The organism is Legionella israelensis (genome assembly GCF_004571175.1).
Classification (GTDB): Bacteria; Pseudomonadota; Gammaproteobacteria; order Legionellales; family Legionellaceae; genus Legionella_D; species Legionella_D israelensis.
Genome location: NZ_CP038273.1, coordinates 204,462 through 220,070, shown reverse-complemented (window position 1 = coordinate 220,070; position 15,609 = coordinate 204,462). Strand labels below are relative to the sequence as shown.

The window sequence follows — 15,609 nt, the reverse complement described above, 5'->3', positions numbered from 1 at the left end:
GTAACAACAACGCTGACAACGCAAAACAAAAGGAGAGGATCGTGTTACAAAGTATATTCATGATTGCTGCTATCGGGTTTGGAGTGTATTTATTATATAAACGGGCCTCTCTTTCAGTTTGGGCTATCAGTTTTACTCTATTTTCTGCACTGATCCTCAAATATGTAGAACCGGGTGCTATAACAAAGTTATTCTTGCTCGCGTCTCTCACTATGTTGGTGTTTCTTAATATAAAGCCATTGAGACGCCAGTTGATCTCTCAACATTTGTTTAAATTGATTTCGAAATCCATGCCGTCTATGTCTTCGACCGAAAGAGAAGCCTTAGAAGCAGGGACGGTAAGCTGGGAAGGCGAGATTTTTTCTGGTGCTCCGGATTTCAAGACACTGAGAAACTCACCGACTGTTCAATTAAGTGAAGAAGAACAGGCTTTTATGGATGGTCCAGTCAATGAATTATGCCGCATGATTGACGATTGGGATATTACCCATAATAGAACGGATATGCCGGAAGAAGTATGGGCATTTATTAAAGAAAAAGGTTTTTTGGGGATGATTATCCCCAAAAAATATGGCGGGCTTGAATTTTCTGCCACAGCCCAAATGTCAATACTGACAAAAATCTATGGCCGATCGATTACAGTGGCTACTTCCATATCTGTACCAAATTCATTAGGTCCAGCAGAGTTATTACTAAAATATGGCACAGAAGAACAAAAGAGCTATTATTTACCTCGTTTGGCCGATGGTCAGGAAATACCGTGTTTTGCATTAACTGCCCCAGATGCCGGCTCTGATGCGGCCTCTATTCCTGATAAAGGGATTGTTTGCCGGCAAGAATTTAATGAGGAAGAGGTTGTTGGCATAAAACTGAGCTGGAACAAGCGTTATATCACCTTATGTCCTATAGCCACAGTGATTGGTTTAGCATTCAGGCTGTATGATCCCGAGCATCTTTTGGGTAATAAAGTTGACATTGGAATAAGTTGCGCTTTAATTCCTGCTCATACTCCTGGTGTTGTTAAAGGCCGCCGCCATTTTCCTCTTAATTCTGCTTTTTTAAATGGACCGACACAAGGAAAAGATGTTTTTATTCCAATGGATTATTTGATTGGCGGTGCTGCAATGGCAGGACAGGGCTGGCGCATGCTGATGGAATGTCTTAGTGCAGGAAGAGCGATTTCTTTACCTTCAAGTGCTTTGGGAGGCGCTCAGGCGGCGGCATTAACGACAGGAGCTTATGCAAGGGTAAGAAAACAGTTCAACCAGCCCATTGCGAAATTTGAAGGGATTGAAGAACCTTTGGCACGTATTGCCGGATATACTTATTTGATCGATGCTGCATTAACCATGACGGCAGCAGCTATTGATCATGGCGCCAAACCATCCGTTGCAGGCGCAATTCTGAAATATCATACTACAGAACGGGCGCGACAAATTGCACTGGATGCCATGGATGTTCATGGAGGTAAGGGAATTTGTCTGGGTCCCAATAATTATTTGGGAAGGGGCTATCAAGGAGCACCCATTAGCATAACGGTAGAGGGAGCAAATATTTTAACACGAAGCTTGATTATTTTTGGCCAGGGTGCCATTCGATGCCACCCCTACATTTTCAAAGAGCTGGAAAGTGTCAGGAATCATGATTTGGTATCTTTTGATAAAACATTCTTTGCCCATGCCGGGTTTGTTCTGTCGAATTTAACCAAATCCATTGTTTTCTCCATAACCGATGCACGCTGGTCGAAAACACCAGCCAGTTCCGTCAAGCGTTATTATCAGTTGGTTCATCGTTACAGTGCTAACCTGGCTTTTCTGGCTGATTTCTGCATGTCTGTTATTGGCGGTGATCTTAAACGAAAAGAGAAAATATCGGCTCGATTAGGTGATATGTTGAGTACTCTTTATCTGGTTTCTGCTGTACTAAAGCGTTTTCATGAAGATCATGAGCCTGTTTCAGACTTACCATTGGTGCAATGGTGTTGCCAGCAAATGCTTTATGAATGTGAGCATGCCATGAGTGGTGTTATAACAAACTTCAATCGCAAATGGGCAAAAATTATGCTAAAAGTTATTCTTCTTCCTTTTGGTCGTCGTCGCCATAAGCCGGAAGATAAGTTAGGTCAAAAACTTGCACAAATAATTTCTGAACCCAATGAAGTTCGTAATCGTTTGACCCGTTTGGTTTTTAAAGATTCTATAGAGAATTGCCCTGTGGGTCGACTTGAAGCTGCCTTTCAATTAATTTGCTCCACTGTTGATCTGGAGAGAAAAATTATAAAAGCTGCCAAAGAGGGTTTATTACAAACTCCAAGTTTTTTGGATCAAATCAAAGAAGCCAGAGAGCTCGACCTTATTTCTGATGAAGAAGCGGACCAACTATATAAAGCAGAAGCAGCAAGACAGCAGGTTATTGCTGTGGATGATTTTGCCAGTGATGAATTAAGTCGAAATGTGGTAAAGCTTGCCACTAAATCCCTGGAGGATAATTTGTTAACAGAAATGGTATAACTTTTGTTTGGAGATCCATCTTGCGAGAAAGCTCCTAAAAGTCGACACGCCTGTATTAGACTTTTTTGGGGAATTTTTCTCGTAGCTTGGACCAAAATCTCTCTGTTGTTATGCTACTATCAACAAAAGGTTAGCTTATAGCTGAAATGTAAGGAGCTTGACCCTGGCATAACAACGGCAAATTAAGCAAGAAATAAAGAAAAATTTAAATCAGATGCATTGGGCACAATGGCATTACCATTTCGCCATAATACTTTGTATTTACTACCAGAGTTGGCCGTATCTTTAGATTATACTTCTTCTAAAGTTTCATCAGGCATAGTAACGTTAAGTTCAAGCACAGCACTGTCACCCATCCTCTCTAGATTTACACTGACTTGATCATTGCTGATTGGTACATATTTGGCAATTACTGATAATATTTCTTCTTTTAGTTTGGGTAAGTAATCTGGAGTATTACGCTGAGAGCGTTCATGCGAAATAATAATTTGTAATCTCTCTTTTGCTAAAGAGGCCGTGGATGTTTTTTTTCGCAGATAATTGAATAAGCTCATGCTGGCATATCCTCCTTATTTTTGCCGAAAATTCGACGGAGTATTCCTTTACGCTCGTTGCTTATGTATCTCATAGGTCTTTCTTCACCTAAAAAACGTGCTATGGCATCCTGATAGGCAAGACTTGCATCACTTTCCGCTTCCAAAACAACAGGTGTACCAGTATTAGAGGCCTTTAAGACTGCCTTGGATTCAGGAATAACGCCTATCAATTCAATAGCAAGAATCTCTTCAACATCATCAACTGATAACATTTCCCCTTTTTCAACCCGGTGTGGATCATAGCGAGTTAACAAAAGAGATTCTTTGATTGGCTCTTTATTTTCAATAGCGCGTTTTGATTTACTTGCCAGTATTCCCAGAATACGGTCGGAATCTCTTACGGAAGACACTTCGGGATTAGTGACAATAATAGCACGATCGGCAAAATACATTGCCATAAGAGCACCAGATTCTATACCGGCTGGTGAGTCACATACAATGTATTCAAATTCATTGGATAAATCATTCAGAATTTTTTCAACACCTTCAAGTGTCAGAGCATCCTTATCGCGTGTCTGTGAAGCCGGAAGAATATATAGGTTCTGAATTCTTTTATCTTTAATTAAAGCCTGATTTAATGTGGCCTCTCCATTGACAACATTAATAAAATCATAAACAACCCTGCGTTCACAACCCATAATAATATCGAGGTTTCGCAGACCAATATCAAAATCAATTACAACGGTTTTATGGCCTCGCATGGCCAGTCCAGAGGAAATGGCCGCTGAAGACGTGGTTTTGCCTACTCCACCTTTACCTGACGTTATTACAATAATTTCAGCCACAGATGTTTCCTTCCTCTTTGATAAAAGATTTATTATTTGCCCTCAGTTTACACGTTTATTAACCATGAATTCAAGATGTCATCGATTGAATTGTAAAAATGTTAACAATAGGCAGGCAATAAAAAACATTAGAGTCTAAAAGGGTGGGTAATTATGTTTTGAGGAAGCTTTTATTTATCATGAAACATTTTCTTTTCAGTCACCATTTTGTGCCATAATTTGCTGAATAAATGAAATTGTTGTTTAACATTTTCCAATTTTAATGTATACTAATCGGTTAATTTAACCGCAGGAGTAAGGATGATGTCTCTATCCAATCTTCCACTAGCACTGACATTTGATGATGTCTTATTAGTTCCGGCTCATTCCACTGTTTTACCGAAAGATGTTAGCCTTCAAACCAATGTGACTCGGGAAATTCCGTTGAATATTCCCTTGCTTTCTGCTGCTATGGATACTGTAACAGAGGGAAGATTAGCCATTACCATGGCCCAGGAAGGGGGTGTTGGTATCATTCATAAAAACATGAGTATCCAGGCCCAGGCCGAGGAAGTGCGCAAGGTTAAAAAATTTGAAAGTGGGATGGTCAAAGACCCTGTTTCTGTGACACCTCATATGACCGTACAGGAACTTTTGCAGGTTATGGCAAAGCATAATTTTTCAGGCGTTCCTGTGGTTGATGGAGAATACTTAATCGGTATTGTTACCAGTCGCGACATTCGTTTTGAAACCAATTTATCTCTTCCTGTCTCTGCAGTCATGACGCCCAAAGAACGTTTGGTTACTGTCAAAGAAGGTGCCAGTCGTGAGGAAATACGAAGTCTTTTACATAAACACCGGATTGAAAAACTGCTCGTTGTCAATGAAGCATTTAACTTGCGCGGGCTCATTACTGTGAAGGATATCCAGAAAGCAAAAGAAAATCCATTTGCCTGTAAAGACAGCTCAGAGCAACTGAGGGTGGGTGCTGCTGTGGGAGTCGGCGAGGGTACCGATGAACGTGTCGAAGCCTTAATTGAAGCTGGTGTGGATGTCATTGTGGTGGATACGGCTCATGGTCATTCTCAAGGGGTTTTGAGTCGGGTGAAATGGATAAAAACACATTTTCCCGACATTCAGGTAATTGGTGGTAACATTGCCACCGCTGATGCAGCACTGGATTTGGTAAAGGCTGGTGCCGATGCTGTTAAAGTAGGAATTGGACCTGGTTCCATTTGTACGACACGTATTGTAACCGGTGTTGGTGTTCCCCAGATAAGTGCCATTACCAATGTCGCAGAGGCTTTAAAAGGAAGTGTCCCCATTATTGCTGATGGAGGCATTCGATTTTCCGGTGATGTCTGTAAGGCTCTGGCCGCCGGTGCTGATGTAGTCATGCTGGGGTCGATGTTTGCTGGAACAGAAGAATCTCCTGGAGAAATAGAACTTTATCAGGGCAGAACTTATAAGAATTATCGAGGGATGGGGTCGATTGGAGCAATGGCTCAAGCACAGGGTTCAAGTGACAGGTATTTTCAGGATACGTCTTTGGGTGCTGAGAAACTGGTACCGGAAGGTATTGAAGGTCGTGTTCCTTACAAGGGTCTGGCACAGAATGTAATTCATCAGTTAATGGGCGGATTACGTTCTTGTCTGGGTTATACTGGTTGCAGTGATATAGCAACCTTGCATAAAAAAGCCCAGTTTGTCCAGGTGACTAATGCAGGCATGCGTGAATCACATGTTCATGATGTCAATATCACCAAGCAGGCCCCTAATTACCAGGTTGATAATTAATGAAAACAAAATTTAAAGAGCAACCCATTCTTATCCTTGATTTTGGTTCACAATATACACAGCTCATTGCACGACGAATTCGCGAAATGGGGGTATATTGTGAAATATATCCTTATTTTATTGAAAAAAAGCAATTTTTAGAAATGAATCCCCGCGGTGTCATTTTATCGGGAGGTCCTTCAACCGTTACCCAGATTAACAATCCCCGAGCACCTGAGTGGTTGTTTAAAACCAGTCTTCCTATACTTGGCATTTGTTATGGAATGCAAACAATGGCCGTTCAGTTAGGAGGCGAGGTACAAATCTCTTCTTTGCGCGAGTTTGGTTACGCAGAATTGCGTTTGCATGGCCATAGCCATTTATTGAGCGATATTGAGGACAGAGCCGATGAAAACGGCAATGCACTGCTGGATGTATGGATGAGTCATGGGGATAAAGTGACTGCTTTACCTCAGGGATTTAAAATCATTTGTGAAACGCAGAATGCACCTATAGCTGGCATGGCTGATGAATCTCGTCATTGGTATGGCCTGCAATTTCATCCGGAAGTGACGCATACCCTTCAGGGCTTAAGAATTTTACAACGATTTGTAGTCGATATTTGCAAAGCTTCAACTACATGGACCGCAGGCCATATTATTGAAGAATCTGTTGATCTTATCAGACAGCAAGTGGGTAAAGATAAAGTATTGCTGGGTTTATCAGGTGGAGTAGACTCCTCTGTAGTAGCTGCTCTACTGCATAAAGCTATCGGTGATCAGCTGGTTTGCGTATTTGTTGATACTGGCCTTTTAAGACAGAATGAAGCCGAGCAGGTGATGCTGATGTTTGCTCAGCATATGGGCATTCATGTGATTGCTGTCCATGCAGAGGATCAGTTTTTATCCGCTTTAGAAGGTGTCACCTGTCCCGAAGAAAAAAGAAAGCGGATTGGACGAACATTTATAGAAGTGTTCGAGAAGGAAGCTGAAAAAATCCCCCGTGTAAAATGGCTCGCACAAGGGACTATTTATCCGGATGTTATCGAGTCGGCAGGAGGACACTCCAACCCCTCCACAGTGATCAAGTCTCATCATAATGTAGGTGGGTTGCCGGAGAAATTGAATTTAAAGCTGTTAGAACCTATACGTCAGCTTTTTAAAGACGAAGTACGTAAAGTGGGACTTGAGCTGGGACTGCCTTATGATATGGTTTACCGACATCCTTTTCCAGGCCCTGGATTGGGTGTGCGGATATTGACAGAAGTAAAAAAGGAATTTGCTGATATCTTGCGTCAGGCCGATGCAATATTTATCGAAGAATTGTATGCTGCGGATCTATACCATAAAGTCAGCCAAGCTTTTGCTGTTTTTCTGCCGGTTAAAAGTGTGGGGGTAATGGGAGACGGTCGCCGTTATGATTATATTATATGCTTGCGAGCTGTAGAAACTGTAGATTTCATGACAGCTCACTGGGCTCATTTGCCTTGGGATTTTTTAGGAAAAGTATCTAACCGGATTATTAATGAAGTTGAAGGCGTGTCACGTGTTACCTATGACATTTCAGGTAAGCCTCCTGCAACAATTGAGTGGGAATGAACAATCCATTCTTTGACGGTGTCTACGAAGAATACTTTGATAAAATGTCGGATCGATATTGGATGAAGCAGGCTTATGAACTTGCTCTTAAAGCACAACGTCAAAATGAGGTTCCGGTAGGTGCCGTGCTTGTTGATGAAAATCATCGTCTACTGGGGCAAGGTTATAATACCGTTTTAAAACATCACGACCCCACAGCTCATGCAGAAATTATTGCCGTCAGAGAAGCTGCTCGTTCGCTTGGAAATTATCGGCTTTTAAATACAACTCTTTATGTCACTTTAGAACCATGCCCGATGTGTGCGGGTGCCTTGGTCCAGGCCCGCATTAAACGTTTGGTCTTTGCTACCCGGGATTTCAAGACAGGAGCTGCGGGCTCGATTTTTAATTTGGCACATAATTTGCTGTTAAATCATAGAATCCAGATTGATGAAGGACCTATGCAGTATGAGTGTGCATCACTCTTAACGGATTTTTTTGCTGTTCGTTCGTAGATTGTATTTTTGGAACAGCTTACGAATGCTCATTTATGGCGCATATTAAATGAAAATTATCCTAAAAAATTAATGGGCGAGTATACTTAATTCCTGTTTTAAAGCCTCTTTCTCATTTTGATTGAGCATATGTCCATGCTGATTGGTAATATAGAAGGTATCTTCCACGCGCTCCCCCGCAGTTGCAATCTTGGCGTTATGCAAATGTATTTTTAAATTAAAAAAAACACGACTGATTCTTGCTAAAAGACCCGGTCTGTCATTGGTCACTAAAAAAAGGGAGGTTTGCTGATTTAAATGATCCTCATCAAAGCTAATTTCTGGTTTAAATTTAAAATGCGCATGAGCTCGAGAAATTCTTTTTCGAGAAATAACAGGTAGCTGATCAGACGTAGATACCAGAGAATCGAATAAAGCTTTTTTTATGCTTTCAGTTTTTTGTTTATCTAGAAAAGCTCTATCCTGATCATCAAGTATGATGTAAGTATCTAAATCATAGGCATTATCACAGGTGATGATCGAGGCTTCCTGGATGGTCATATTGAAATTGCTGAGTACCGTGGTTGTTATAATGAATCGCTCATCTTTATGTGGCATGTAAATAAATATTTCGGTTCCTCCTTGAGTATGGTGCGGCATGATTAAAATCAAGGGAAAGGTCTTGCAATTCAATATTGCTTTGGTGTGACGGACAATCACATCTGGTGATTCATGTAAAAAATATTTACCTTTAAACGTTGACCATAGTTTTTGCACTTTTTGCTGATCAATATCTTCTTGGCTCAGTAAATCCATAGCAATTTGTTGGCGCACGGTAATGAGGGATGATTCATCAAATGAGGTTTTTTCTTTTTTCATCAAGTCATTTGCTGCATGGTACAGTTCCTTGAGCAATGAATCTTTCCAGGCATTCCACAGTTTTGGATTAGTGGCGCAGATATCAGCTACGGTCAGCAGATAAAGATAATCGAGGTAATCTCGATGGGGCATCAATTTGCAAAATTCAGTGATGGTTTTTGGATCATAAATATCTTTGCGTTGAGCAGTGATTGACATAAGCAGATGATTTTGAACAAGCCATGTCAGTAAATGTGTATTGTCTCTATCAAGTCTGTGATGTTGAGCGAAATGCTCAGCTTCTATGGCGCCTAATACGGAATGATCGCCGTTTCGTCCCTTGGCAATATCATGAAACAAGGCAGCAAGATAAAGAATTTCAGGTTTTTTGAGAGTGGGGAAAAGATTAGAGCACAGAGGATAACTACTGAAAAAAGCTTCCTGTTTAAAGCGGGAAATATTACGAATCACAAACATCGTATGCTGATCGACTGTGTAAACATGAAAAAGATCATATTGCATTTGTCCCGTTACGGTTGCAAAACAGTCAAGATATCGGGCTAAAACACCATAACGGTTCATGCGTTGCAAGGCTTCATAAGGTTCCTCTGCTTTAAGAATATTCATGAATAATTCAGTTGATATTTTTGCATTTCGAAAGGGCGTATTGATTAAATAAAGGGATTGACGAATTAATCGTATCGAGCTGGCTCGAACGCCTTTAATTTCAGGTTTTTTGGCAATCCAGAGAAACAAGGAAAGAATGGCATGAGGACGTTGTCGAAAAACCCGCGCATTTTTAGCTTCAATATAATGATTGGATAGTTGAAATTCGTTATCAAGGCTGATTAACCGTTGTTTAGGGTGCTCAATAATGACTTCTGCAAACCATTGGAGCAGCATTTCATTCAATTCCCGACTTCGCTTGATGATTTTAAAATACGTTTTCATAAACTGTTCAATGGCAAGAGAATGTGGTTTGTCTTTGTAACCAAAGAATTCAGCAAGCCTGATTTGATGATCAAAAAGCAGGCGGTCTTCTTTTTTCCCCGCAAGCATGTGCAAGGCAAAACGGACTCGCCAGAGAAAATGTTGACATGAAACAAGTTCTTCGTATTCCTTATCCAGAATAAAGCCACTGTAAATACCGTCAGCGAGTTTTTTAATATTAAAATGTCGTTTGGATATGCTGAGTAATATCTGTAAGTCTCTTATTCCGCCAGGACCATTTTTAACATTAGGTTCAAGATTATAAGCGGTTTCATCGTATTTTTTGTATCGCTTGTTCTGTTCCTCTTGCTTGGCAAAAAAATACTCTTTGCTAGGCCACATATGTAATGGATGGGTTTGATAAATTAATTCTTCCATTAAATTAGCCCGGCCACAAAGCAGGTGCATGTCCATGATGCTGGAAATCACGCTTAAATCATTGCTGGCTAAATCGGCACAATGTTTCACGGTTGTGAACTGGTGGCTGGTTTCAAGCCCTATATCCCAACAGTCCTGAATAAAAGATTGGGCATGATCCAGGGATGACTCATTGATATCATTCGTATGTAATAGCAGTAAATCAATATCAGAATAAAGCTGTAATTCACGTCTGCCATAACTGCCGAGAGCAATCAGACAAAATGCATTATCTACATGTAAGTTGTTTTTTTGAAACAAAGCGATGAGTAATTCATCTATGAAATGGACAAGTTTTCGTGTGATAACTTGAATACTTCCATGCTCACGTAATTCATTACACAATTCATTTTTGAACTGTCGGAGATTTTTTTTTAATTGCCTGTTATCGTTCTTCATCACGTAAGGTCAAAATTTCGACCCCATCCTCGGTAACCAGTAAAGTGTGCTCCCACTGGGCAGACAAACTGTGATCTTTGGTTACTACGGTCCAATTATCTGGTAATAAACGCGTATGATGTTTGCCAATGTTAACCATTGGTTCAATAGTAAAAGTCATTCCAGAACGTAAAATTTCGCCTGTTCCCGGAGTGCCGTAATGAAGAACTTGCGGATCTTCATGAAAAATGCGACCAATACCATGACCGCAATATTCTCTTACGACGGAGCATCGATTTTTTTCTGCATGCTGTTGGATAGCATGTCCAATATCGCCAAGCCGAACACCGGGCTTCACCATATTTATGCCAATAAAAAGGCACTCATGAGCTATTTTGACAACATGAAGAGCTTTAATAGAAGGCTTACCTACAAAGAACATTTTGCTTGTATCGCCATGAAAGCCATCCTTAATGACTGTTACATCAATGTTAATAATATCCCCTTCTTTTAGTCTTTTTTTTCCAGGTATCCCGTGGCAGACAACATGATTAATAGATGTGCAGATTGATTTTGGAAAACCATGATAATCCAAAGGGGCAGGTATGGCTTTTTGAGTATTTACGATGTAATCATGACAGATATTGTTTAATTCATCGGTGGTTACACCTGGTATGACATAGGGTTCTATCATTTGTAAAACTTCAGCAGCAAGACGACCTGCCACTCGCATTTTTTCAATTTCTTCAGGAGTTTTAATTGTTACCGCCATTAACCTATCGCCCATGTATAATTTTAATGTTAGTCCGACATAAGAAAAACAGAATTTTCTTATGTCGGGCCAGGGTATTTTGTTGGATCCGTATAAAAGCTTTGCTTTTTAGGACAATGCTCGTTTAGCAACATAAAAATTTGTGTAATTTCATGTCGAACTTACGTTAATATTTTAGCATCGTTGGAGTTTTCCGTCACGAGATTAAAAGAAGGTAAATTTCTTATCATAGTATTCTGTCTGGGTTTTAACCGTTTTTTAAATCGAATTCTGCTGTATATAGTTACCGCGCTAATTGGAGCTAAAAAATGACTAAGATCCGGATTTTAAGATAATTTTTATACCTTATTAAATAAAAACAGCGCGGGTGTGACTGCGCTGTTTTTACCCTGATTAATATTATTCTGAATCAGTGTCGTTGGTATCATCCTCATCCATCAAATTAACACCTTCATTGCTTTCAGTTTGATCTTTTTTATCCATTTTTTGCATGTGCATCATTTTTTTATCCATCCATTTCTGCATCATGTCAATATATTGTTTTTTCTGATCATCGTTAAGAACATTATAAATTTGATTTTTCATCATGATTTTCGATTTTAAAATCGAACCAAGTATTTCTTTTTTCTGATTCACCAATTGATTTAATTGATTTTCATCAATTTTATCCGATTTAACTAAATCAATCATTTGTGAGCGCAGATTTTTTAGTTCACCAAATTTTGCTCGCATGCCTTCCTTATATTGCTTTTTAATATCTTCGATTTGGTTCTTTTGTGCATCTGTTAAATTTAACTTCTCCAGCATTTTTTCCTTGTATTCATGCCCCGGGCATTTTTTCATGTTATCCGCTGGGAGGGCGAATACTGTAGCTGTATTAACAGAAAGAGAAAATGCAATAGCTGATAACCATATCATTCCTTTGTTCATTGTTAGCTCCTTTTATAGATTAATAAGAGTATGACTTTCTCGCTGAAAGTATAGAACAAAATATTTATTCTGCGGTTAATTTTTGGATAAAGCGATCAATTTTATTGGAGAGGTGAAAGACAGAAATATTTGAAAAACAAAGTTTCATTTGCTGAAATTAACTATTTATGGTATAAGTAACGCGCTTAAATACACACACGTTTCGACACATATGGCTGGGTCTCAAATTGGAAGTGCGTTCATTTTGGGTGTCATATGGGGAGCGTGGAGGCATAACCCAGGAGAAAATGATGAATGTAAGTATGCGTGAACTACTTGAAGCGGGAGCTCATTTTGGGCATCGTACCCGTTACTGGAATCCCAAAATGGCCGAGTATATTTTCGGTTCTAGAAATAAAATCCATATTATTAATTTGGAAAAAACCTTGCCAATGTTGCGTGATGTCACCAATTATGTCGGGCGACTGGCTGCAAACAATGCAAAAATATTGTTTGTAGGAACGAAACGCGCAGCTCAGGAAAGTATCCGCAGGCACGCTGAGAGATGTGGTATGCCTTACGTGGATCACCGCTGGTTAGGTGGTATGCTGACCAACTATAAAACTGTTCGTCAATCCATTATTCGTTTAAAAGAATTGAAGGAAATGCGCGATAAAGGGCTATTTAATACTATGATTAAAAAAGAAGCCCTGATGTTAAACCGTGAGCTTGAAAAACTTGAACAAGGATTGGGTGGTATTGAGAATATGGGTGGTCTGCCCGATGCTTTATTTGTTATTGATGTAGGATTTGAGCATATTGCCGTTGAGGAAGCGCGAAAACTACGAATTCCAGTAATAGGCGTGGTGGATACTAATAATTCTCCTGATAACATCGATTATATTATTCCTGGAAATGACGACTCCATGCGGGCTATTGATATTTATGTTCGCTGTATTGCCGATGCCATTCTTGATGCAAAACAAGGCAAAACCGTGGGTGAAGTGTCTTCTGATGCTGAATTTGTCGAAGTTTCTGATGAGCCTGAGAAAGCTGTTGAAAAAACAGGGGAGTAAAACCGTTTGATTACAGGGGGCTTTGAGTTGTAGGCTCTGTTCACTTGCCTTTTATCGTAGCGAAAATTTGCGCTAAGCTCTGCGCTGGCTAAGGCCGGTATCAGCCGAATTTAAAGCCGTTAAATGATAAGTGCACAGAAGCTAAGAGCAAGCCCCCTTTTTATTATGTGGAGGTAGAGAAAAATGACGATTAGTGCCGCATTAGTCATGCAGTTACGTGAGCGTACCGGCGCTGGCATGATGGAGTGTAAGAAGTTTTTAGTAGCCGCCGACGGAGATATTGAAAAAGCCATTTCTGAAATGCGCAAGGCAGGTCAGGCTAAAGCTGATAAAAAAGCAAACCGAATTGCTGCAGAAGGTGTTATTGTCGTTGCGCGCTCTGCGGATGGAAAATCCGCTGTAATGCTGGAAATCAACAGTGAAACCGATTTTGTTGCACGTGATGAAAGTTTCACCAACTTTGCTGATAAAGTGGCTGAGACTGCATTACATGCCGATACAACAGATGTTAACGAGTTATTGAAGGAAACTTTGCCAGGCAATATGGCTATTGAAGATGCCAGACAGGAATTGGTAGCTAAAATCGGTGAAAATATTCAAATTCGCCGCATTGCGCGTTTAAGCAGTGAAGGTGTTATAGGCTATTATTTGCACGGTAATCGTATCGGGGTGATGGTCGCTTTGAAAAATGGAGATGAGTCTTTGGCAAAAGACATTGCTATGCATGTTGCAGCCAGCCGTCCTATGGTTGTTAGCCGTGATCAGGTATCTGCAGAATCCATTGAAAATGAACGTGAAATATTTACTGCTCAAGCTCGCGAAAGTGGGAAGCCGCAAGAAATCATTGATAAAATGATCGAAGGCCGCATTAATAAATTTATGGATGAGGTGAGTCTGCTGGGCCAACCTTTTGTCAAAGATCCCAACATTAAAGTAGGTCAACTCTTAAAGGAGAAAAATGCAGAGGTGCTCTCTTTTGTTCGTTTTGAAGTTGGTGAAGGTATTGATAAAAAAGAAGATAACTTTGTAGAAGAAGTAATGGCACAGGTTCGCGATAAATAATGAATAATACTAAACCTTTAAAATATAAACGAATCCTACTTAAGTGCAGTGGAGAAGCCCTGATGGGGCAGGCTCAGTTTGGTATAGATCCGAAGATTCTGGATAAAATAGCGAAGGATGTTGCAGAACTCATAGCTATGGGGGTTGAAGTAGGCCTGGTTATTGGCGGTGGCAATTTGTTTCGTGGTAAAGTATTGTCAGAGGCGGGTTTAGGCAGAGTTACGGGAGATCACATGGGGATGTTGGCCACCGTAATGAACGCTCTGGCTTTACGTGATTCTCTTGAGCGTATAGATCTTCCTGCCCGAATCATGTCGGCTATTCCGATGTTGGGTGTGGTCGATCCTTATCACCGCCGTAAGGCCATCACTCACTTAAGAAACGGGCATGTGGTTATCTTTGCCGCCGGTACGGGTAATCCTTTCTTTACGACGGACTCTGCTGCTTGTTTGCGAGCTATTGAGGTAGAGGCTGATATTGTTTTAAAGGCTACTAAGGTTGATGGTATTTATTCTGAAGATCCGGTCAAAAATCCACAAGCTGTTCGCTATGATTACTTAACCTATAAAGAAGTTTTAAGTAAGGGTTTGCAAGTGATGGATGCAACAGCTATTTGTTTATGTCAGGAGCATGGTATGCCTTTACAGGTTTTTGATATGTCAGCCCCGGAAGCATTAAAGAAAATTGTATGTGGAGAGCGCATAGGGACAATTGTAGGAGCAAATCATGATCAATGAGATTAAACAAGAGACTGAAAAACGGATGAAAAAAGCCGTTGAGTCTTTACAGGTTGATTTAACTAAAATAAGAACTGGACGAGCTAATGTCGGTTTGCTTGATCATGTTATGGTTGAATACTATGGAAGTCCAACACCTATCAATCAGCTTGCAAATATTACCGTCAGTGATTCACGTACTCTGTTGATTACTCCTTGGGAGAAAAATATGGTTGCTCCCATTGAGAAGGCGATTCTTAATTCCGATTTGGGCTTAAATCCGGCAACAGCAGGAAATGCTATTCGTGTTCCAATGCCGCCTCTAACGGAAGAGCGTCGTAAAGAAATGATAAAGGTCGTACGGGCGGAGGCTGAGCAAGGTCGTGTTGCTATCCGCAATATTCGCCGTGATGCTAACAATCAGTTAAAGGAACTTGTTAAAGACAAGCAAATTTCTGAAGATGAAGAACGACGTTCGACAGAGGTTATTCAGAAATTAACGGATAAATACATTGCAGAAGTAGATCTGCTTTTGGCAGAAAAAGAAAAAGATCTTATGGAAATTTAATCTGATTTTCCGTACCGCAGTATTTGTAGATAAAAGTAAATTTGGAGTAAAAAAGCATAGCTTACATCGTGTAAGTGAGTATTTTCGATTCAAATATACTCAATTTCTAACAAAAAATATGCAGGTGCGGACCTCTCCTCTTTTGT

General features: G+C 40.2%; 13 protein-coding genes. 8 read left to right on the top strand and 5 right to left on the bottom strand.

The window, feature by feature from the left end; translation table 11 throughout:
• The first annotated feature begins 41 nt into the window (after window positions 1-41).
• Complete coding sequence (locus E4T55_RS00955; protein WP_058501451.1) at window positions 42-2,510, top strand: acyl-CoA dehydrogenase; 2,469 nt, start codon at window positions 42-44, stop codon at window positions 2,508-2,510.
• Window positions 2,511-2,800: 290 nt separating this feature from the next.
• Here E4T55_RS00955 and minE read toward each other — a convergent pair whose 3' ends face one another.
• Both minE and minD read right to left on the bottom strand, forming a co-directional pair.
• Window positions 2,801-3,064 carry a cell division topological specificity factor MinE gene (minE, locus tag E4T55_RS00950; RefSeq protein WP_058501450.1) on the bottom strand — a complete coding sequence of 88 codons (264 nt, stop codon included), beginning with the start codon at window positions 3,062-3,064 and terminating at the stop codon, window positions 2,801-2,803.
• A complete protein-coding gene (gene minD, locus E4T55_RS00945; protein ID WP_058501449.1) occupies window positions 3,061-3,891 on the bottom strand; it encodes a septum site-determining protein MinD in 831 nt (276 codons plus the stop codon). Before minD ends, minE begins: the two co-directional genes overlap by 4 nt.
• Before the next feature lie 303 nt (window positions 3,892-4,194).
• On the opposite strand from minD, the gene guaB reads away from it, so the two are divergent.
• Genes guaB through tadA form a run of 3 tightly spaced genes read left to right on the top strand, consistent with a single transcriptional unit; the run spans window position 4,195 to window position 7,738 of the window.
• Window positions 4,195-5,667 carry an IMP dehydrogenase gene (gene guaB / locus E4T55_RS00940; RefSeq protein WP_058501448.1) on the top strand — a complete coding sequence of 491 codons (1,473 nt, stop codon included), beginning with the start codon at window positions 4,195-4,197 and terminating at the stop codon, window positions 5,665-5,667.
• Window positions 5,667-7,244, top strand: a complete 1,578-nt coding sequence (gene guaA, locus E4T55_RS00935; RefSeq protein ID WP_058501447.1) for a glutamine-hydrolyzing GMP synthase — start codon at window positions 5,667-5,669, stop codon at window positions 7,242-7,244. Before guaB ends, guaA begins: the two co-directional genes overlap by 1 nt.
• A 44-nt stretch (window positions 7,245-7,288) precedes the next feature.
• Window positions 7,289-7,738, top strand: coding sequence for a tRNA adenosine(34) deaminase TadA (gene tadA, locus E4T55_RS00930; protein ID WP_058501504.1), 450 nt, complete (start codon window positions 7,289-7,291; stop codon window positions 7,736-7,738).
• Window positions 7,739-7,807: 69 nt separating this feature from the next.
• Here tadA and glnD read toward each other — a convergent pair whose 3' ends face one another.
• The 3 genes from glnD to E4T55_RS00915 all read right to left on the bottom strand — a co-directional run bounded on the left by glnD (window position 7,808) and on the right by E4T55_RS00915 (window position 12,062).
• The gene (gene glnD / locus E4T55_RS00925; RefSeq protein WP_058501446.1) at window positions 7,808-10,381 is read right to left on the bottom strand and encodes a [protein-PII] uridylyltransferase; all 2,574 of its coding nucleotides are present in this window, start codon (window positions 10,379-10,381) and stop codon (window positions 7,808-7,810) included.
• Window positions 10,368-11,132, bottom strand: a complete 765-nt coding sequence (gene map / locus E4T55_RS00920; RefSeq protein WP_058501445.1) for a type I methionyl aminopeptidase — start codon at window positions 11,130-11,132, stop codon at window positions 10,368-10,370. Before map ends, glnD begins: the two co-directional genes overlap by 14 nt.
• 399 nt (window positions 11,133-11,531) lie before the next feature.
• Window positions 11,532-12,062, bottom strand: coding sequence for a Spy/CpxP family protein refolding chaperone (locus E4T55_RS00915; RefSeq protein ID WP_058501444.1), 531 nt, complete (start codon window positions 12,060-12,062; stop codon window positions 11,532-11,534).
• Window positions 12,063-12,349: 287 nt separating this feature from the next.
• Between E4T55_RS00915 and rpsB the strand changes: the two genes are divergently transcribed.
• The 4 genes from rpsB to frr all read left to right on the top strand — a co-directional run bounded on the left by rpsB (window position 12,350) and on the right by frr (window position 15,463).
• Complete coding sequence (gene rpsB, locus E4T55_RS00910) at window positions 12,350-13,117, top strand: 30S ribosomal protein S2 (RefSeq protein ID WP_058501443.1); 768 nt, start codon at window positions 12,350-12,352, stop codon at window positions 13,115-13,117.
• Window positions 13,118-13,300: 183 nt separating this feature from the next.
• The gene (tsf, locus tag E4T55_RS00905; protein ID WP_058501442.1) at window positions 13,301-14,179 is read left to right on the top strand and encodes a translation elongation factor Ts; all 879 of its coding nucleotides are present in this window, start codon (window positions 13,301-13,303) and stop codon (window positions 14,177-14,179) included.
• Complete coding sequence (gene pyrH / locus E4T55_RS00900) at window positions 14,176-14,916, top strand: UMP kinase (RefSeq protein WP_082636507.1); 741 nt, start codon at window positions 14,176-14,178, stop codon at window positions 14,914-14,916. Before tsf ends, pyrH begins: the two co-directional genes overlap by 4 nt.
• Window positions 14,906-15,463 (top strand): ribosome recycling factor, encoded by a 558-nt coding sequence (frr, locus tag E4T55_RS00895; protein ID WP_058501440.1) that lies wholly within the window; start codon window positions 14,906-14,908, stop codon window positions 15,461-15,463. The genes pyrH and frr overlap by 11 nt, the downstream gene beginning before the upstream one ends.
• The last annotated feature ends 146 nt before the right edge of the window (window positions 15,464-15,609 follow it).